The sequence below is a fragment of the Sphingomonas yunnanensis genome (assembly GCF_019898765.1).
In the GTDB taxonomy this organism is placed as follows: Bacteria; Pseudomonadota; Alphaproteobacteria; order Sphingomonadales; family Sphingomonadaceae; genus Sphingomonas; species Sphingomonas yunnanensis.
The window spans coordinates 316,546-334,012 of the sequence record NZ_JAIOKB010000002.1 but is presented as its reverse complement, the minus strand read 5'-3'; the positions used below and the strand labels follow the sequence as shown (position 1 = coordinate 334,012).

Below are 17,467 nucleotides of genomic sequence, written 5' to 3'. Positions count from 1 at the left end.
GTCGGAGCGATGACCGCATGATGCTTTCTACCGGGCGTTAATCGACCTGACCGTAAGAGCCGACCCGTCGCAAGATGGGAACAAGACGGGTGCGGTTCGGAAGATATCTCGGCTTGTCGCTGACGCTTCTCGCCACGGCATGCGGGCAGGTGGAAGCTCCGGCACAGGGGGGCGTGATCGTCGTCTCGGCTGCGAGCGCTGCTCCGGCGGTGCCGATCGCGGCATCGTCGGTGCGCGCCGTGACAGCAGACTTCGTACCGGCAGAGAGCCGCGAGCAGGACGCCATCGATCTCGCTGGCACAGACCGTTATCCGACGCTGCCACCGGACCGGCTCGAACTGGCGCGCGATATCTTTCCCGGTGACGGAACTGACGGCGTCTAAGACCGGTAGGAGTGCGGCGCCGGCGACGGGTCAGAGTGCACTAGAGAGCGGAATTGTGCCATGCAGGCGCCGATCTCAAACTCCGATAGCACCCGTTCCCGACCGCGCGAGGCCAGGGTGCTGCGGAGCTCCCCGTCCCGCCCGAGAGTCACGAGCGCGTCGGCGATGGCGCCTGCATCCCGCTCCGGTACCATCAGGCCGCATCCGTCGCCCGCCAGCTCGGCGATGCCCCCGTTCGCAGTGGTCAAAACCGGGAGCCCCGCTCCCATCGACTCGATCAGAAAGACGGGAATGCCTTCCTTGTCGCCGTCAGCCGCGGTCACGCTGGCGAGTACTGAGGCGTCGAAGCGCCCCGAGAGAAGTGCCTTCAACAGCGCGTCATGTGCCGTGACACCGTGCCACTCGATCTGGTCGGCGACATCCAGCCTTGCCGCCTGCTCGCGCAGAGCGGGACCGAGGGGACCGTCGCCGAAAACGTCGAGCCGTACGCGCTGGCCTCGGTCACGCGCCAGCCGGAGCGCCTCGACAAGATAGAGGTGCCCCTTCTTGTCCACCAGGCGCGCCGCGGTGGCGATGCGAAGCTCGGGCAGCGCGCCCGGACGCGGTTCGGCAGGGATGGGTGGCACGGTCACGCCCATGTGGAGCACCCGGGGTGCCGGTGTGCCAGGGCGGAACTGCGCCGCGAGCTCGCTAGCCCCCGGTTCGTCGATCGCCCGTACGAATCGCGCACCTTCGGCCTTCCAGCCGATCAAGTTCCGCTGCGCGATATCGTATCGATGGGCGGTGATACTATACGGCAGTCCGGCCATGCGGGCTGCGACCACACCCATCGTCGCCGGCGCGGCGATCCAGTGGATGTGGACGTGATCGAAGCCGTGTCGCCGAAGTTGGCGAGCCAGCCACAGACCTTTCGGGAAAACGGCCACGTTGCGGAGCGCGAGCGTGGGGCTGGGCGCGCGCATGACCGTCAGCAGCGTTCTCATCGTTCGCCAAGGGCGACGCGCCGCCTCGGCGAGCGCTCCGCCGAGGACGCCTGCTGAGATCACCGGCGCCGCCAGTGTACGGTCGAGCAGGTGCTGACCATGGACCATCGACGCGCGGGACAGCGGCACGAGCCACACGTCCCAGCCCGCGGCGAGGTGGTCCGCCACCTCCGGCAGGATGAAGGCCTCGGTCGCGCCGAACGGCATTTCCTTGCTGAGGTACGCGATCTTCATACCGCTGTCTCGAAGGTGCGAGGTCATGATGCTTCCCGCATCTCACCCACGTCGGCTTGGCGCAGCTTCTGTCCCACCTTGACGACGATCGCGCGCGCTCGCTTCGTGCGACTGCCAAGGTACCGCTGAAACGCTTCGCGCGTCTTCCGAAAGGCGGCATCCTGATCAGGGAAGACGCGCGCCAGCGCTTCGAGTTGAGCGATATGAAGCTCATGGTAGAACGGGCTGGCGACGTTGCCGGCAAGGTCGTACGTCGACCAATAGCCGGTGTCGAAGCGGGGCAGCGCGCGCGCGAGATCGGCGGCGAGAGCGCGGCTCTGCGCAGCCACCGCGGGGTCGCCAGTGAGCACGGCGTAATCGACGATGCCGACGAGTGCGAACATCCAGCCGTTCAGTACCGCTGGCATGGCGTCTCCGGGATATTCTTCCAGAGCGAGGATGCCGTCGAACCGACGGGTCAGCCCTTCTGCGCCCGAATTCATCAGAAAATGGTAGGCACGGTCCGCAACTTCACGCCACGGCCCTGTCGGATCTGTGACGGCCGCTCGCGCTAGTACCGATAGGCCCTCGCCTTGTGCCATGGCCGAGTAGTAGGATATCGTCGGCCGTCGAAGGGCGTGCCAGCACGACCAGCCACCCCGCTCGTCGATCGTCTCGGCGGCCCAACGAGCCGCTTGCATCAGACGCTCTCTCCCTTCCGGGTCACGGCCGAGCAACGCTGCATCCCAGTTGCCGAGAGCCCATTGAAAGACCACGATAGGAAAGCTGAACGCCGGATCGGTGTCCGTCTGCACCACGGGAACTCCGTGGATGCCGGTCGCACCGGTCCAGGCGGCCTTGCCGGTGAGGTCGTTGAAATAGCCTTCTAGAGCCCACGGCCGGAAAGCCTGCCCAACTCCCTGCGGGACGTGTTGGTAGCTTCGTCCGGTGGCGTACCGGGCCCATTTGGCGAAACGCATCAAGTATCGACGGATCATTCAGTCCCACCTTCGCGGCTGTCATAGGCGCGATCGTTCGCCGCGCCACCAGCTTTCCCGGCAGTATGGTGCACCGTTGTCACGCTTGAGGACAGCTTGACCTCATTGTCTCAAATCAGGACGACTGAGATTCAACAGTGCGGCAAGCCGTTGTATGAGAAGGACGAACCGGTAGCTCATAACTGACCTGGGGAGAGCTGAAGTACCGATGATTCGTCGTAACCGCCCGTCAAACTTGGCCGAGAGGCGCATGTGAACGTCGTCGAGCCCACGCTCGGCCGCGGGTCGCTGCCTCTCGCGCGACACGCGCCGGGCGTAAGGGTTCGGACGCGTATGGAGACGCTCGCCAGGATCGCGAGACGTTGGGGCGCTCTGCCCATCGCTACCGGACTTCTACTCGCGCTCGGGTTCGGTGGTGATCTGACCTCCGCGCTGGCAGGTGTTGGCGGCCTAGCCTGGCGGCTAGGTGCTCTCTCGCTGATCCTGCTGGCCTGCCGAGGTAAATTCAACGTTGATGCCGGTCTCGCCTTCGCGCTGATCTTCCTACCTTGGCTGGCAGCTTCGATGATCGATATGACGTTCTTCCTGAACGTTGATCATGTCGCAGACTATGCGCGCCAGATCTTTATGGTCGCGGTCGGGGCGGCTGTTTACGCGGCGGCACAGTCCCGAGAGAAACGGATGCAGGTGCAGGTCGCGTTGTTGTGCGCGGCGATGCTGGCTGCTGTGCTGAGTGCGATCATGACAATCCCGCTTCTTCAGCACGGCTGGTCATGGGAAGCAGTTCGGGCGAGTAAGAACGAGCTGGTGCTTACGACAGGTTTCGGCGCGAACACGGTCTGCTTCGCCGGCATGATCGCGGCGATCGCAAGTCCGCAGAGCGGGCCCGAGCGGCTCGTGCGGCGTGGCCTCATCGTGTTCTTCACGCTGCTCTCGATCGTTCTCGGCGCGCGGGCGCCCATCGCATTGTTCTTCCTCGCAGCCCTGATCGCCGTCCCCCTTTCCAGACGATCGTGGCCAACCGGTAAAGGGCGATGGGCATCGGCACTTCGCCTGTCGTTACTGGTGATCGGTGCGATCATCATGTGCTTCATGCTCTCGATCCAACTGATAGCACACTCGTTCATTGCCGACGGCCTCGCCGGGCGCGCGGGCCTCTGGCAGATCGCGCTTCGCGGCTGGCTTGACTCTCCTGTGTTCGGCCACGGCGTGCACTCCTGGGTGGACGTGGTGCAGCAGAACCTCGGCGTGGCCGAGTACCGCACCATGTACGAGATGCAGTCTACCGCGTCGCTGCGTACCGGAGGGTTCCACAACGTGTGGATGAACACGCTGGCGGAACGTGGCCTGATCGGTCTGGCCGGTCTTTATTCTTCCTACTGTCTGCTGCTCGCGCGGCTGATCGCCAACCTGCCATTCAACGATCGTGATCAGCGTTTCCAGGCGCTCGTCCTCTTCCTGTTCGTGTTCCTGAGAGGCTTCGTGGAGATAACAGGTTTGATGTCATACTCCGACGCTGCCCTCGACGCGATCGTCATCGCCGCGTTGGCAGTGACGGCGGCGGCCGAGTCGCCGCGGCGTCGGCGCCGGGTGCGTCATCGCTTGTCAGCGAGGAGAGCGGCATGACCCGCGCCCGCATGGGTGGGCTCGCAGCGATGCTGCTGCCGCTCGCGTTCGTCCTCGCCTCCCGCATCGTGGGGCTGGGGCGAGAGCTGATCATCTCAGCCGGCTTCGGTCTATCCGCCGCTACAGACGCGTTTTACCAGCTGTCTGCCATCCCGACGTACCTGATCACCTACGTCACGGGTCCGTTCGCCACCGCCTACATCGTATGGGCGACCGGCGCCCGAGCCCTGCCGGAAACGCGTCAGCTTCCGATCATGCGGCGCTGGACGGCGGTCGCCAGCGTCCTCGTCGCGTCCGTCTTCTTAGTCGGTGTCGCCGTGATCACCGGGGTTCATGGGCACGCACGCGACATGATCGCGGCCGCGATGATGGCGATCGCTTGCGTCATGCTCGGCCGAGTCGGACTGGGTACGGCGGTGTCGAATGCTCGCGGCCGGTTTGGACGCGCGCAGGGCCTTCTCTTCGCGAACAACCTGACCTTCGTCCTGCTGCTCGGACTCGGCGCCCTGCTCGGCCCCGGCGGCGACGTACTGCTGGTCCTGTGCGGTGCGTTCTGCGTGGCGTCGCTGGTCGCAGCCGGCTTCGCGCAGCGCGCGTTGCTCCCTCAGGAAGCGGCAGAACCGGCCGATCCGAGCGCGAACGCGGAGGCGACCCGCCGGTCGATCCGGCGCGATCTGCTGCCCAACCTCCTCTACGCCAGCGTCGAGACTGGCGCGTTCCTACTGACGCAGAGCGTCGTGCTGGTGCTCGCCTCCTCCTCCGGCGTCGGGACGACGTCGGCCGCGTCCTTGGCGCAGCGTCTGTGCCTAACGGCTAACGGCCTCTTCGTGAATCCGCTGTCGAACATGGCGATGGTGCATACGTCGCGGCGGAAGGGGACGGACCAGCGCGGATATGCCACTCGCATCGTGCTCACCACTCTGGCGGCGCTTGCGGCCGTGGCGATCCTCCTGGTGGTGGCACGCCGTTGGTTGCCCGAGCTTGCCGAGCATGGTGGCCGCTTCAGCCGGTCCAATGCCGAGTTGCTCGCGGCGCTGATCCCGGCCTACGCGCTCTGGCTGGTGGCTCAGGGCACGAGCCTCATGCTCAGCCGGCTGTCGTTCACGCTGGGCCACGCGCGGCTATACACCGTCCTGACCACCGCGGGCTACCTCGTCGCCAACCTCGCACGCGTCCTGTCATGGTGGAAGCTCGGCTTCGTCGCCGCGGTCGCCGCAGGCGCTGCGATCGAGCTAGCCGTGGCGCTCGCCGTCCTCGCGCTGGTCGCTCGGCATCCACGGCGGCAGGCGAGCATGCCCACCGAACTGCAGGGAGCGCAGGCATGAGCACGCCCGAACTCATGCTGGTCACCGAGTCGTCTGGGTCAGGGATGGGGCGCTTCACCGTCGAGCTCGCCAACGCCATTCAGCGGGCTGGCGTGGCGGTACAAGTGGTAGCGCCGCCGCAGCAGCACGAGTTCCAGGGGGTCGCCCACGCGGTGCTGGCACCTCCGACTTCAAGGCATCGCATCGCCAAGCTCGCCAACCTCGCGCGCCTCTCGGCGCAGCTTGCCGGTGCGATTTTGCGCCGCGGCGGCCGAGACAGGCCGGTCTTGATGGTCCATCTCGCGCCCTCGCTGCCGGCCAGCCTGCTGCCGATCGCGGCGGCACGCCTGCGCGGCGCGTCAATCGCTCTGAACCTTCACGACTTCTATCCTCACACCCTGCGCTTCCCCGTCCGACTGCGAGGCGTCGAGCGCGCGCTCTACCGCTGGGCCTATCGTCGCTTCGACCTGGTCCTGACCACCACCGATGAGCAGGCGCGGCGTCTTGCCACGAACGGCGTGCGGACGGATCGCATCGCTTCGCTGTACCACGGCGTCTTTACCGTACCGGGGATCGCCGCGCCCGACGCCGCTTCGCCGACCCGGCTGCTCGTTTTCGGCTCGCTTCGTCCTAACAAGCGCGTGCTCGAGTCAATCTGGGCGGTCCGACGGCTGCGCGATGAAGGCGTGAACGTGGAGCTGCGTATCGCCGGCGCACCCCGGCGCGAAGACGCGGACTATTGGCGCGACTGCCTTGCCGCACTGCCGAGTGATGGCATCGGCTTCGACGTGCAGGCACGCTTCATCGACGAGGCTGAGCTGTCCGCGATCTACTCCGGCGTAGACGCCTTCCTCTGTCCGTACGCCGACTTCGATTCTCAGAGCGGCGTCTCCATGACGGCCGTATCGAACGGCGTTCCGGTGATCGGCACCTCCGCGGCGCGCGCTGCCAGCCTGCCGGCGAGCGGCGAGGGGTGGACGACCGTGGCCGATGCTGCCGACGTGACGGCGATCGCTGACGCGATTACCGCTTTTCTTAAGTTCCCGCGGGATCAGCGCCGGGCAGACGCGGACGTCGCTCGCGCGCGCATCGAGGAAGTCGCGGGCTGGCCGCGGCTTGGCCGGCTCTACGCGGAAGCGATGACGGATCGCGGCTTTTGGGCTCGGCCAGGGCCGCCCGGGTAGTCGCCACCGCTGCGCGCTGGGGCGCGCGCCGTAACCAGCGTACCGACAACGACAGACAGCACGGGTCGTAATCAAGTCGTGGCCGCACTCCGACAGCGGAGGGGGAATATGCTCGTTTTCTTCAGCATCGTGTTCATCGTGGCGCTCGTTCTGTTCGTCCACCCGTACGTGATCTACCCGGCGTCATTGTACCTGTTTCCGGCCAGGAAGCTTGCACTCGACCCGTCGCGGCGTCAGCCGAGTGCCAGTCTCCTGTTCTGCGCCTACAACGAGGAGCGTTCGCTTCCTTCGAAGGTAGAGAACCTACGGGCGATCAGCGCCGGCCGTTCCGACGTGGAGTGTCTGGCCTACTCCGACTGCAGCAGCGATGGCACCTTCAATCTGCTGCAGCAGGAGGCGGACCTGATCAAGCCGGTGTCGGGTACCAACCGGACGGGCAAGGCGCTCGGCATGCGGCGACTGGTAACCATGGCGCGGAACGACATCCTGGTGTTCACCGACGCCAACGTGATCTTGGACCCGAAATCGATCGATCCGCTGCTGTCGTATTTCTCAGATCCGCACGTCGGCGGAGTCGCCGGCACGCTGGTCTACGTCAACCCTGACGAGAGCACGACTGCGCAGGTCAGCAGTGCTTACTGGCGGCTAGAAGAGGCAATCAAGCAACTCGAATCTCGCTGCGGTTCGATCATGGGAGCGGACGGCTCGATCTTCGCAGTGCGGCGCGAGTTGTACCCCGAAGTGCCTGGACACCTGCTCGACGACTTCATCGCGTCGATCTCGGTGACCTTCCAGAAGCATCGTCTAATCCACGCCACCGACGTTGTGGCGTATGAGCGCAGTGCCACCGTCTCGGCGGACGAGTTCCGGCGTAAGCGTCGTATCGCGTGCCGGGCGTTCAACACGCATCGCTACCTTTGGCCCACGATTAGGCGTCACTACTCCGCCGGCGATCTGTACAAGTACGTGTCGCATAAGCTACTTCGATGGTTCGGCATGGTCACGCTGACGGTGGCGTCAGTAAGCGCCATTCTCATGTTCGCCTTGGCCGGTCTTCCGCTAGTTGGGGCTGGGCTGGTTGTGGCGGGTATTGGTGTGTTCCTGCTCGGGCAGCGCGGCGTTCCCATGGCGAGCGCAGCCAGCGAGCTGCTGCTGTCGATCGCGGCGACGTATCTCGGTATCATCGATTCGCTGCGGGGTAAGACCTACCAGACCTGGGCGCCGGCGCTGTCGCGTACGTAAACGCCGTCCCAGCCATCGATTGTTAATGCTATCAGGCTAGAGGCGAGCTCGCTCTCGAACCGACCGTGCTGCGGAGTCTGCATGTCCCTTGCCTTCTATCACCGACCGATCGGCGGCCTTGTCGCTCTCCTCGTTGCAGCGATGCCGTCGGTCGCAGGAGCGCAGGCCAAGGATGCCTTCGCCGGATGCCGGGGACAGGCTTGGGCGGGCATCCTGCCGACCTCGATCGGCTCGTTCGTGTTCTCGCCATCGGCGCCGGCCCGTCCGTACGCGATAAGCCGAGTTTCGCCCTCGATTTGGCGTTTCGAGTCGCGAGCGCATGACGGCAGCAGCTCGGGCGCGGGGAGTGATCGCACCGAGATGGTGGCGCAATACTCGCGCTCGACCAGCTGCAACACGGTGCCGTGGAGGACCGACATCTGGCAGTCCTTTGCCATGCGCGTGAGCGGTCAGGTCGAGAAGGACGGCAAGTGGGTGGTGCTTGGGCAATGGCATGCTGTGCCCGACGACGATGACGCTTCGATGTCTCCTGTTCTGGCCCAAAGCTTCACGGACGGCGTCTTCAAGATTTCAACTCGCTCGGACGATCAGCGGCGACAGACGGCTGCGAGTACGGGTAGCCCTCGTACCGTGTACGAGGACCGGGGCTTCCCACTTAACACGTGGGTGAACTTTGTTTACCGCATCAGATTCGACTACGCCGGCCGCGGCATCCTGCAGGTTTGGCGTGACGGAAAGTCGATAGTGAATCTGCGCAACGTCCCGATCGGCTATAACGATGTGCGTGGCCCTCGGTATCAGTTCGGTATCTACCGGCAGAAGGATTCGACGAGCACGCTCGCTGTTGAATTTGCCAACCAGCAGATCGCGAGTGCGTCCATGCTGTCGATCGTCTCCAGGCCGGCGACGATCAGGTAAGCGGTGAGGATCGTCTTCTACTCAACATAGGTGGCGCAGCGGTATGAAGGTGACGTACTGCCAAGACAGGCCAAAGAAATTCATTTGTGAGCGCGACGAGATTTCACTCCCGGGCGCAGGTGGCTTCGTTGAGCTCGACGGCAGTCGATATGCCATCAGGCGCGTCGAGAGGGTGGCTCGTGAGGCCCTGGCGTACGTAATGCCCGATTGATAGTAGGTTTGGGAGAGCTTGTCTCTGAAAGGACAGGTTTGAGTTCTTTGTCTCGCACGACTTACGATCAAGGCAGCGGCCGGTTGATTTCCTCAAGGTGCCAGAATAGCCGCTTTGGACGATCGCGGAAAGTCACCGCAACCGAGGCGATGGCATTGTCCGTGAGCGATGGCAGCCTATAATAGACACGCTTATCGCGCCTGCCCTCCCGTAGGTTTGAGCGACCGTAGAGTGCGCGGATCGCGGTTCGTTGCAGCTTGACGCGGCTCGGTGAACCGATCCCTGGCCGGACGGTGTGAGGGCGAGGCTACCAGCGCGCTGCGCTGATGCCGGGAACTGAACCCCTTTCGACGGTGTCAGGCCGGTGACAGCTATGCCCGCGCCAGTGTCGCTGCCACTTCAGCACCGTCCCACTCGCGACCATGGGGGAGGAGACATCCCCTCCCCGCGACGAGGCGCACCAGGCCGCCGTATTCTGACCTTTGCCGTTACCGACCGAGCGGCAGGACAGCCATCGACCCTCAACAAGCACGAAGCCATCCCGAGGTCAGCCTCTGACGCGCCCGATGATCCAGCGCGGCGAACGGTAGGTAGCTCAAGCGGCAAGAGCGTAGCGGCGACAATGGTCCAGGTAGCCCGCCTCATGGCTGCCCGCGAGCGAAACCACACTCTCCCATAGCCAGGATGGGGTGTCGATCGCGCCACGCCGGTCGGCTTCAAGCACGCTACGCCATTCCTCGCGGGTGGCGGCATCCATCTGCCGAGCGTGCGCCTTGCCGACCACGAAGGCCAGATAGCGCGCCGATCGCACCGCCTCCCCATGGCTGAACTGATCGATCTCGAGCTTCAGGTCCTGAGGGGCCAGCTCCCTGATGAAAAATGATCGGCCGAGCAGACGCACTGCCATCATTCGGCTGCCCAGATGCGGAGAAAGGGCGCGGGCTGCCGCGACGACACGTTCGCCATGGTCGTCCGGCATCTTCTCGCTCACCGCCGATGGAGCAACCGGATCGACCGCCTGTTTCAAATCGACGAGCGCGAAAGACCAGCGCCCCTTGCTGGTTCTGAGCGCTACGATCGCTGCGTAGCGCAGCAGGCCGAGCGAACTGCACCCCTTCATCCAATAGGCCGCATCAACCAGGCGAACCTCGCGGTCCGCCGGCTTACCTTTGAGCGACAGGATCATGTGCGCGACACGCGGGTCTTCGAACAGCCCATGAAGCGCGGAACGCTCCTCATCGGCAAGCGCCCAGAACTTTGTACCGAGCGGGATCTCCGGCTCAACCGCGTCAAGGCGCTCCTTAGCGAGGTGGCGCCACCGACGGCTTACCGCCTGCCGCTTGATGCTGCGCACGACATGAGGTTCCACGCCGGCATCGCCGCTGGTCGGATCGTGGATCGCGGCCGCATAGCCCTCGACCATCTCCTCCATCATGCGAGCAGTGGTGACGCCGGGCAGATCGGAACCGCGCGCTGCCGTCGCGAGCGACAGACCCAACCTAATGAGGTCATGTGCAGGATTGCCAATGACGGCCTGATCGAGATCGCGGATCTGCACCTCAACTCGCCCGACCCCGTTGGCAATAGGGCCCAGGTTGCCGAGGTGACAATCGCCGCAGATCCAGATCGCCGGCCCCTCCGGTACGCGTTTGGCGGACGGAGACGCTGCCAGCCACTCGTAGAACTGCGCGGTGCTGCCACGAACGTACGCGTGCGCGGAACGGGCCATCTTCAAAGTTCGACTGGCGGTGAGGACGGCGTGACGATCAGCAGGCAACGGCATCGATGATCCACCTCGGACTTGATTCGAGGGCTTAAACGCGTCCCACCAACCTTGGTGACAAAAGATTGCTATTTACCGAGGTTAGGCCGCGCACCAGAGCGCCGCCCGAGCCGATCAGGATCGATCCCGAGAGCTGCTACCCGGCACATCATAGACTGCGCCGTGGATCGCGAGAACCATGTATCGTCAAAGTTGATTTCCAGGCGAAGATCACGACGGACACGATGTTGAACGTCGGCGTCGATCAATCGGCCGTTTTCCGGAGGATGAGCGAACAGCAAGAGAAGCATCTCAGAACATCGATAGGTTTTTGACGGCATGACGGCGGCCTTCCGGAAGCCCTTTAACGATGGCTGTTTGACCTCATGCTTTGAACTGACAGCCATCCACGCGGCAGCTAGAGGACGGGCTTTCCGCCAGCTTTCCGCGCTGCCTCGATCTGCGCCAACCTCCGCTCTTCCAAGAAAGAGTCTCGCTTCTCAGCCATATCGGCCGCCTGCGGCTGATCGATCAACAGCATGTCAACAGAGGTAACCAGACCAGTCGCGCGATCCGGCACATGGTACGTGACAATCAGACCAAACCCGCAAAACTCCTGAGGTGTTACCACATTGGAGATTGGTGGCGGACCGCTCCCGCCGTTCTTTCCGTATTGTGGCGCACGCACCTTTGCTGTGACGGCCTCGTTCGAGGATCCTATGCCAATGCCGACGACACACGGATTCGGGTAGCTGCTTGGCAGGGAGTCCAGCATCTTGAATAATCCGCCACGCTTCTTGCCGCTCTTCGACCACTGCACATATTGCTCGATCGCTGTACCGCCAACGTCACGCCAGTAGGTCTCGTTACCCGCCCTCTCGCGCACAGCGGCTCGGTAGCTCTCCAACGTTGGAGCCTTACCCGCTTTGAAGGTGATGGAACGCCACACGACTATAGTCCGGGCTTGTGCCGGAGGCTCAGAGAACCGCACGACCACAGTCTCTCGTGTCGTTTCATCATTCTTTTCGGCGTTGAGCGCTTGCACATAGGGCATGTCGGCCGCCAAGTCGTATTTGGCCATCATCTGCGACACGTCGAACCCGCGGCTCTCAAGTGCGATGGTCGCTTGCTGCACGTCGTTGCCCAGCAACACTCCCGCGCTATCAAACGTCGAGATATCCTGCGCCAGACCAGCAGATGCAGAGCCGCCGAGGATCGCAGCCACGCTCAAGGCCGCTGTCCAACCGATCTTCATTCGCTGCTCCCCCGGGCTCCCCGCGACACGACTATGCAAGCACCTTCTGCCGGTCGCAACCAGCCCGCCGTGTGATCGACGTCAGATCGGAGAGATACCGCCTAGAGGCGGGCGAGAGGTCGATCATGCACGCCCGATGGTGTGGCCAAGCGGCTGACGCCCCGACGACGCACATGAGCATGTCCCACTGGGTGCCGCCGGCGCTCGGCCCGGCCAGGCACCCGCGCTGACTCGAACCATGCCGAACGGCGAGGTTCGGCCGGTCACGTTCGATGGCATCGATGGCGCCTATATGATCGAGCGTAAGCTGAAACTGCAGGATCGGGCCGGTTCACGCGGGCAGATGGCATGGCAGGCGCAGGCGCTGGAGGAGCACCGCCGGATCGCCGTGTGGGAGGTGAAGGGTGCTAAGCGTGCAGCGATCGCGAGGAGAATGATAAAGAGAAATGGAACGAGGAGGATCAGCGTGAGGACCGTGAAACCACGACGACAGTGGATCTCGCCCGAATATACGCGGCGGCCTACATCTTCATCGGGCAGACCCACGAAGAACTGCGTGATCTCGATGCAAACGTCGGGATAGGCGAATATATCGGAGATGCGCTTGACCATGTGGGATTGGAACATCTGCCTGCCTTGATCGCAGCGTTCGATGTCGTCGCCGACACGCTAGACGGCGAGAAGGCCTCGATCGTCCGCGACGTATCGGAGAGTCATGGGCTACCGGACCGATCGGAGCTACCGCCACGGATTGGGGCGAATGTCGTCCGCCAGCGCGCGACCTGCGAGCCCACTGGTATCTCTCCCATCGCGGTGGCGGCCCATGTCGTGTCGGTCTCCACCCTCATCCTTGAGAACGCCTTCGCCGAGGAGATCGAGCCCGGCGCCGACGACGAGGGGATGCGGCGGCTCGCGGCGACGCTGCACGCGCTGCCGCCGGGGTCCCGAGTCGAGCTGATCGCGGCCATCGACGTGATCGCGCCCGATTACACCAGCGACGCCGATGCCGTCCGCGCGATCCCGCGCGACGTCACGCTGCTGGAGGCGCTCGCCGGCGCGGCCCCGCCGGTGGAGGCGCCCGCGACGCTGCGCCGCGCACGCGCCGGGCTCCCGCCCCGAGTCTCCGTGCCGCGACTGATCGGGTGATGATCTTCGCGCGAGAGCGCCGGTGAACCTCCGACGTCGGCGAGCCCCTGAAGGCGCGGGCAGGAGGGGCGGGCGGTCGCGGGTGGATAGGCGCGGAGAGAAGGCGCGGCGGTCGCGCGACCGCCGAACTCCCGCGCGCAGGAGGCGAGGGCCTCTACCGCCGATCGCCCCCGTCCCACTCTAGCACAGCCCCGCGTCCCGTCCCGACTCGACTCCGCATTGCGCCGCGAGTCGCGGGCGCTAGGAGCGCCCGTTGTGTCCCCGCAACGAACATTCGTCCTGCTCGCCGCCGCCCTGCTCGCGCGCTCCTCCGCCGACCTTCCCGCCCAGGCCGAGCCGTCGCGGCTCGGGCCGCCGCCGCGCGGCGGGGCGACCGAGTGGCGGCAGCGGATCGATCCGGCGCCGCGCGGGTCGGCGCTGCTGCGCCAGGCGATGCTGGACGAGCACAATCGCGCGCGCGCCGAGCTGGCGCTGCCGCCGCTCGCCTGGGACGAGACGCTCGCGCGCGCCGCCGAGGGCTATGCGCGCGAGCTGGCGCGCACCGGCCGCTTCGCCCATGCCGCCCAGCCGCAGGGCCGCCAGCGCCAGGGCGAGAACCTCTTCGCCGGCACGCGCGACGCCTATGCCTATGCCGAGATGGTGCGCTGGTGGCTCGACGAGCGCGGCGCCTATGTCAACGCGCCCTCGCCGCGCTTCAGCCGCACCGGGCGCTGGCAGGACGCGGTGCATTACGCGCAGATCGTGTGGCGCGCTACCGCGCGGCTCGGCTGCGCGCTGGCGGCGGGGCGACGCGACGACGTGCTCGTCTGCCGCTACGCCCCCGCGGGCGAGGCGATCGGCGAGACCGCTTACTGAGGGCGCGCGGCCGCCGGCAACATCGCGTTACTTTCCGGCCGCCGCCGCGTTGCTGCCCTAGATCAATGGGGAAGCGGAATATGGGACGGCTGCTCACGGTGGCATTGGCGTGGGTCATCGCGACCCTCGGCGGTTTCTTCGCGGTCGCCGGCGGTGTGCTCGCGTCGCTCGGCGGCTCGCCCTACTACGTCGTCGCCGGGGTCGCGATGGTGGCGAGCGGGGCGCTGCTCGGGCGCGGGCACCCCGCCGGGCGCTGGCTGTACGTCGCGGTATGGGCCGGCACGCTGCTGTGGGCGCTGTGGGAGGTCGGGCTCGACGGGCTGCAGCTGATCCCGCGCCTGGTCGCGCCGACCGTGCTGCTCGCGCTAGTGCTGCTGACCGGCTGGCGGCGCGGGCCGCGCGCGCGGTCGCGGGCGGTGCCGGCGGTGGCGGCCGGCGTCGCCGCGCTGGCGGGGCTCGGGCTGATGCTGGGCCACCAGGATGTCGCCGCGCAGGGGGCAGCCCCAGGCGCCGCGCCGCGCCCGGCGCTGGCCGCGGCGCCGACCGGCGTGGCCGACGCCGATTGGCGCGACTATGGCGGTACCCCCGCGGGGCGGCGCTACTCGGCGCTGGCGGACATCACGCCGCAGAATGTCGCCCAGCTCCAGCTCGCCTGGACGCAGCGCACCGGCGACCTGCCGATGCCCGCCGAGGCGACCGAGCACAAACGCGAATATCATTCCGAATCGACCCCGATCCACATCGGCGACACGCTCTACACCTGCACGCCGCACTCCTTCGTCCAGGCGATCGACGCCACCACGGGTCAGACCAAGTGGAGCTGGCACGAGGCCGCCAAGGTCGAGGGCAACAATTATCTCGTCTGCCGCGGCGTCACCTATTTCGAGGCGCCCGCGGGCACGGCCTGCCCGAGGCGGATCTTCGCGCCGACGTTCGACGCGCGGCTGGTCGCGCTCGACGCCGACACCGGCCGCCCGTGCCCGAGCTTCGGCCAGGGCGGCGCGATCGACCTGCGCGCCAACATGGGCGTGTCGAAGCCGTCCGACCAGATCGGCACCACGCCGCCCGTCGTGGTCAACGGCCGGCTGATCATCGGCGAGCGCATCACCGACAACGTCAACCGCGACATTCCCTCGGGCGTGGTGCGCGCCTATGACCCGGTGTCGGGCGCGCCGGTCTGGGCATGGGACGTCGGCCGCTCGGCCGACGCGATACCTCCGCTGCCCGCGGGGCAGGTCTATACCCGCGGCACGCCCAACGTCTGGGGGGCGATCACCGCCGACCCCGACAACGGCTTGGTCTATCTCGGCACCGGCAACGCCTCGCCCGATTACTGGATCGGCTACCGCCGCCCGTTCGACGACCGCTTCGGCAGCGCGATCGTCGCGCTGGAGGCGCAGACCGGCAAGCTGCGCTGGGTGCGCCAGCTGGTCCACCGCGACATGTGGGACATGGACCTGCCGATCGGCCCGTCGCTGTTCGACTATCGCGCGTCGAACGGGCAGGTGATCCCGGCGCTGATCCAGACCACCAAGATGGGCCAGGTGTTCTTCCTCAACCGGCTGACCGGCGCACCGATCGCCGCGATCATCGAGCACAAGGTGCGCACCGACGGCGCGACGCCGGGCGTGCGCGTCTCGCCGACCCAGCCCTTCTCGACCGGCATGCCGAGCTTCACCCCGCCTGCGCCGACCGAGGTGGCGACCTGGGGCGCGACGCCGATCGACCAGCTCTTCTGCCGCATCGACATCCGCCGCGCGCAGGGCACCGGCATCTACCAGCCGATGGGGCTCAGGCCGATCATCGGCCACCCGGCGTTCGACGGCGTCACCGACTGGGGCGGCGCGGCGGTCGACCCGGTGCGCGGGGTGATGACGGTCAACACGATGGAGATGCCGTTCAAGCTGTGGCTGATGCGGCGCGACGACCCGCGCGCGGCGGCGCTGATGAAGCAGAAGCAGGGCGGCGAGAACGCGATGCAGGCACAGCTGCAGACGCAATATAACACGCCCTATGTCGCGGTGGTGAAGGCGTGGGTCGGCGTCTTCGGCGCGCCCTGCGTCGCGCCGCCGTGGGGGCATCTCACCGCGGTCGACCTCGGCACGCGCAAGGTGCTGTGGCGCGAGGTGCTGGGCACCGCGCGCGACACCGGGCTGTTCGGCTCGCACCTCGGCGTGCCGCTCAAGACCGGCGTGCCCAACCTCGGCGGCTCGATCATCACCGCGGGCGGGCTGGCCTTCATCGGCGCCACCACCGACCAGTATCTGCGCGCCTTCGATCTCAGCACCGGCAAGGTGGTGTGGAAGGCGCGGCTGCCCGCGGGGGCGCAGGCGACGCCGATGACCTATCGCGGGCGCGACGGGCGGCAATATGTCGTGATCACCGCGGGCGGGCACGGCGCGCTGGGAACGCGGTACGGGGACTATACGCTGGCGTACGCGCTGCCGCGGACGTGAGGGGACGGGAGGAGCGGGGCATCCCTCTGCCCCTTCTCGCCTCCCAGCCGTCGGCATCGTCACCTCACCGCGCGCCGCGCGCAGGGGTCAGAGCGTGAAGTGAGCCGCATCATCGTCGGGCGGCCACGGAGGATAGAGGATGGGCTTGTCACCGAAAAATTTCCGGACCACGCGCTGCACGCGGTCTAGCAACAATTCTTCAGGGTCGATCGCGTCCGGGTAGATGTACGTCGCCTCGAAGCGCCCGTCGCGAACGAGGTACTCGATCGCAGCCCAGCGATCATCGGATGGCTGCGCCTCCCACAGGTCAAGCAATGCGTCGCCGAGCCGATCGAGTTCTGGCGGACGGTAGAGAATGTGATTGCCGAGGTCCTTGTGGATTGACGGAGCGACGTACCCTTCGTCCACCTCGGCATATAGAAGAGTGTTATCGAGCGGATAGTCTCCGTCCTCTGCGAGGAGATTTCCTATCCCGTTTAGAATAGGTACGTTCTCGTCGCCCATCGTTGTTTCCTTGATCGATCCCTGAATTTCACGCTGTTCTCGGAACCATCCACCTTCCAGAATACATCTATTGCCGAGGGTCGGACGGAGCTACCGTCGAACGCAGGCGAAGCTGCCGCCGTGTCCGGTGAAGACCCGCTTGCGCGGCGAGCTAGCGAGCTGCGGGCCGCCGACCTGGGATCCCGAGGTGAACCGTCCGTCGCGGGGGTCGTGCCAAGGGTTGAACTTCAACTCGACGCCATCGTCGCGCCATGTCGGCAACGTCCCGGTGCGCAGCCAAGTCGCGAATAGACGTCGGCGTTCTGCCGGATCCAGATCTGCCGGTAGATAGGCCCGCGGCATGTTCATCGTGTCGCTCCGTCATGAAGGCGACGAGAACATCTGAGCAACATTGTCTAACAAAGCAATCGACGGGTCGCGCGCGATT

The 17,467-nt window shown here is 65.8% G+C and carries 15 protein-coding genes; 9 read left to right on the top strand and 6 right to left on the bottom strand.

All coding sequences use genetic code 11. The annotated features are described in order from the left end of the window. Window positions 1–113 precede the first annotated feature (113 nt). A complete protein-coding gene (locus K7957_RS07760) occupies window positions 114–383 on the top strand; it encodes a hypothetical protein (protein ID WP_223011407.1) in 270 nt (89 codons plus the stop codon). On the opposite strand, the gene K7957_RS07755 is transcribed toward K7957_RS07760, so the two are convergent. Both K7957_RS07755 and K7957_RS07750 read right to left on the bottom strand, forming a co-directional pair. Then, window positions 380–1,600 (bottom strand): glycosyltransferase, encoded by a 1,221-nt coding sequence (locus K7957_RS07755; protein ID WP_223011406.1) that lies wholly within the window; start codon window positions 1,598–1,600, stop codon window positions 380–382. The two genes, K7957_RS07760 and K7957_RS07755, sit on opposite strands and share 4 nt — an antisense overlap. Window positions 1,601–1,623: 23 nt before the next feature. After that, window positions 1,624–2,577 carry a D-glucuronyl C5-epimerase family protein gene (locus K7957_RS07750; RefSeq protein ID WP_223011405.1) on the bottom strand — a complete coding sequence of 318 codons (954 nt, stop codon included), beginning with the start codon at window positions 2,575–2,577 and terminating at the stop codon, window positions 1,624–1,626. Between the two features lie 333 nt (window positions 2,578–2,910). Between K7957_RS07750 and K7957_RS07745 the strand changes: the two genes are divergently transcribed. The 5 genes from K7957_RS07745 (at window position 2,911) to K7957_RS07725 (ending at window position 8,851) form a co-directional block, all read left to right on the top strand. Further along, window positions 2,911–4,203 carry an O-antigen ligase family protein gene (locus K7957_RS07745; protein WP_223011404.1) on the top strand — a complete coding sequence of 431 codons (1,293 nt, stop codon included), beginning with the start codon at window positions 2,911–2,913 and terminating at the stop codon, window positions 4,201–4,203. Continuing rightward, window positions 4,200–5,528, top strand: coding sequence for a lipid II flippase MurJ (locus tag K7957_RS07740; RefSeq protein ID WP_223011403.1), 1,329 nt, complete (start codon window positions 4,200–4,202; stop codon window positions 5,526–5,528). The genes K7957_RS07745 and K7957_RS07740 overlap by 4 nt, the downstream gene beginning before the upstream one ends. Next, on the top strand, window positions 5,525–6,691 hold the full coding sequence (locus K7957_RS07735; RefSeq protein WP_223011402.1) for a glycosyltransferase family 4 protein: 1,167 nt from the start codon (window positions 5,525–5,527) through the stop codon (window positions 6,689–6,691). Before K7957_RS07740 ends, K7957_RS07735 begins: the two co-directional genes overlap by 4 nt. 108 nt (window positions 6,692–6,799) lie before the next feature. Continuing rightward, complete coding sequence (locus K7957_RS07730) at window positions 6,800–7,933, top strand: glycosyltransferase (protein ID WP_223011401.1); 1,134 nt, start codon at window positions 6,800–6,802, stop codon at window positions 7,931–7,933. Window positions 7,934–8,014: 81 nt separating this feature from the next. Beyond that, window positions 8,015–8,851 (top strand): heparin lyase I family protein, encoded by an 837-nt coding sequence (locus K7957_RS07725; RefSeq protein ID WP_223011400.1) that lies wholly within the window; start codon window positions 8,015–8,017, stop codon window positions 8,849–8,851. A gap of 806 nt (window positions 8,852–9,657) precedes the next feature. On the opposite strand, the gene K7957_RS07720 is transcribed toward K7957_RS07725, so the two are convergent. The 3 genes from K7957_RS07720 to K7957_RS07710 form a co-directional block, all read right to left on the bottom strand. After that, window positions 9,658–10,845 carry a DUF2252 family protein gene (locus K7957_RS07720; RefSeq protein WP_223011399.1) on the bottom strand — a complete coding sequence of 396 codons (1,188 nt, stop codon included), beginning with the start codon at window positions 10,843–10,845 and terminating at the stop codon, window positions 9,658–9,660. 397 nt (window positions 10,846–11,242) lie between these two features. Continuing rightward, on the bottom strand, window positions 11,243–12,079 hold the full coding sequence (locus K7957_RS07715) for a hypothetical protein (protein ID WP_223011398.1): 837 nt from the start codon (window positions 12,077–12,079) through the stop codon (window positions 11,243–11,245). Window positions 12,080–12,367: 288 nt separating this feature from the next. Beyond that, the gene (locus K7957_RS07710) at window positions 12,368–12,691 is read right to left on the bottom strand and encodes a hypothetical protein (protein ID WP_223011397.1); all 324 of its coding nucleotides are present in this window, start codon (window positions 12,689–12,691) and stop codon (window positions 12,368–12,370) included. Window positions 12,692–12,715: 24 nt separating this feature from the next. Here K7957_RS07710 and K7957_RS07705 point away from each other — a divergent pair, with 24 nt between their 5' ends. The 3 genes from K7957_RS07705 to K7957_RS07695 all read left to right on the top strand — a co-directional run bounded on the left by K7957_RS07705 (window position 12,716) and on the right by K7957_RS07695 (window position 16,536). Next, the gene (locus K7957_RS07705; protein ID WP_223011396.1) at window positions 12,716–13,225 is read left to right on the top strand and encodes a hypothetical protein; all 510 of its coding nucleotides are present in this window, start codon (window positions 12,716–12,718) and stop codon (window positions 13,223–13,225) included. Between the two features lie 255 nt (window positions 13,226–13,480). Next, window positions 13,481–14,080 (top strand): CAP domain-containing protein, encoded by a 600-nt coding sequence (locus K7957_RS07700; RefSeq protein WP_343228343.1) that lies wholly within the window; start codon window positions 13,481–13,483, stop codon window positions 14,078–14,080. Window positions 14,081–14,160: 80 nt separating this feature from the next. After that, on the top strand, window positions 14,161–16,536 hold the full coding sequence (locus tag K7957_RS07695) for a membrane-bound PQQ-dependent dehydrogenase, glucose/quinate/shikimate family (protein ID WP_223011394.1): 2,376 nt from the start codon (window positions 14,161–14,163) through the stop codon (window positions 16,534–16,536). An 87-nt stretch (window positions 16,537–16,623) separates the two neighbouring features. Here K7957_RS07695 and K7957_RS07690 read toward each other — a convergent pair whose 3' ends face one another. Then, window positions 16,624–17,040: a hypothetical protein gene (locus K7957_RS07690; protein WP_223011393.1), complete on the bottom strand. Its 417-nt coding sequence runs from the start codon at window positions 17,038–17,040 to the stop codon at window positions 16,624–16,626. Window positions 17,041–17,467: the final 427 nt, after the last annotated feature.

Excerpts from the sequence above, each read along its gene's own strand:
- K7957_RS07755 (WP_223011406.1), bottom strand. The coding sequence starts at position 1,600 with ATGAAGATCGCGTACCTCAGCAAGGAAATGCCGTTCGGCGCGACCGAG.
- K7957_RS07750 (WP_223011405.1), bottom strand. The coding sequence starts at position 2,577 with ATGATCCGTCGATACTTGATGCGTTTCGCCAAATGGGCCCGGTACGCC.
- K7957_RS07745 (WP_223011404.1), top strand. The coding sequence starts at position 2,911 with ATGGAGACGCTCGCCAGGATCGCGAGACGTTGGGGCGCTCTGCCCATC.
- K7957_RS07740 (WP_223011403.1), top strand. The coding sequence starts at position 4,200 with ATGACCCGCGCCCGCATGGGTGGGCTCGCAGCGATGCTGCTGCCGCTC.
- K7957_RS07735 (WP_223011402.1), top strand. The coding sequence starts at position 5,525 with ATGAGCACGCCCGAACTCATGCTGGTCACCGAGTCGTCTGGGTCAGGG.
- K7957_RS07730 (WP_223011401.1), top strand. The coding sequence starts at position 6,800 with ATGCTCGTTTTCTTCAGCATCGTGTTCATCGTGGCGCTCGTTCTGTTC.
- K7957_RS07725 (WP_223011400.1), top strand. The coding sequence starts at position 8,015 with ATGTCCCTTGCCTTCTATCACCGACCGATCGGCGGCCTTGTCGCTCTC.
- K7957_RS07720 (WP_223011399.1), bottom strand. The coding sequence starts at position 10,845 with ATGCCGTTGCCTGCTGATCGTCACGCCGTCCTCACCGCCAGTCGAACT.
- K7957_RS07715 (WP_223011398.1), bottom strand. The coding sequence starts at position 12,079 with ATGAAGATCGGTTGGACAGCGGCCTTGAGCGTGGCTGCGATCCTCGGC.
- K7957_RS07710 (WP_223011397.1), bottom strand. The coding sequence starts at position 12,691 with ATGGTCAAGCGCATCTCCGATATATTCGCCTATCCCGACGTTTGCATC.
- K7957_RS07695 (WP_223011394.1), top strand. The coding sequence starts at position 14,161 with ATGGGACGGCTGCTCACGGTGGCATTGGCGTGGGTCATCGCGACCCTC.
- K7957_RS07690 (WP_223011393.1), bottom strand. The coding sequence starts at position 17,040 with ATGGGCGACGAGAACGTACCTATTCTAAACGGGATAGGAAATCTCCTC.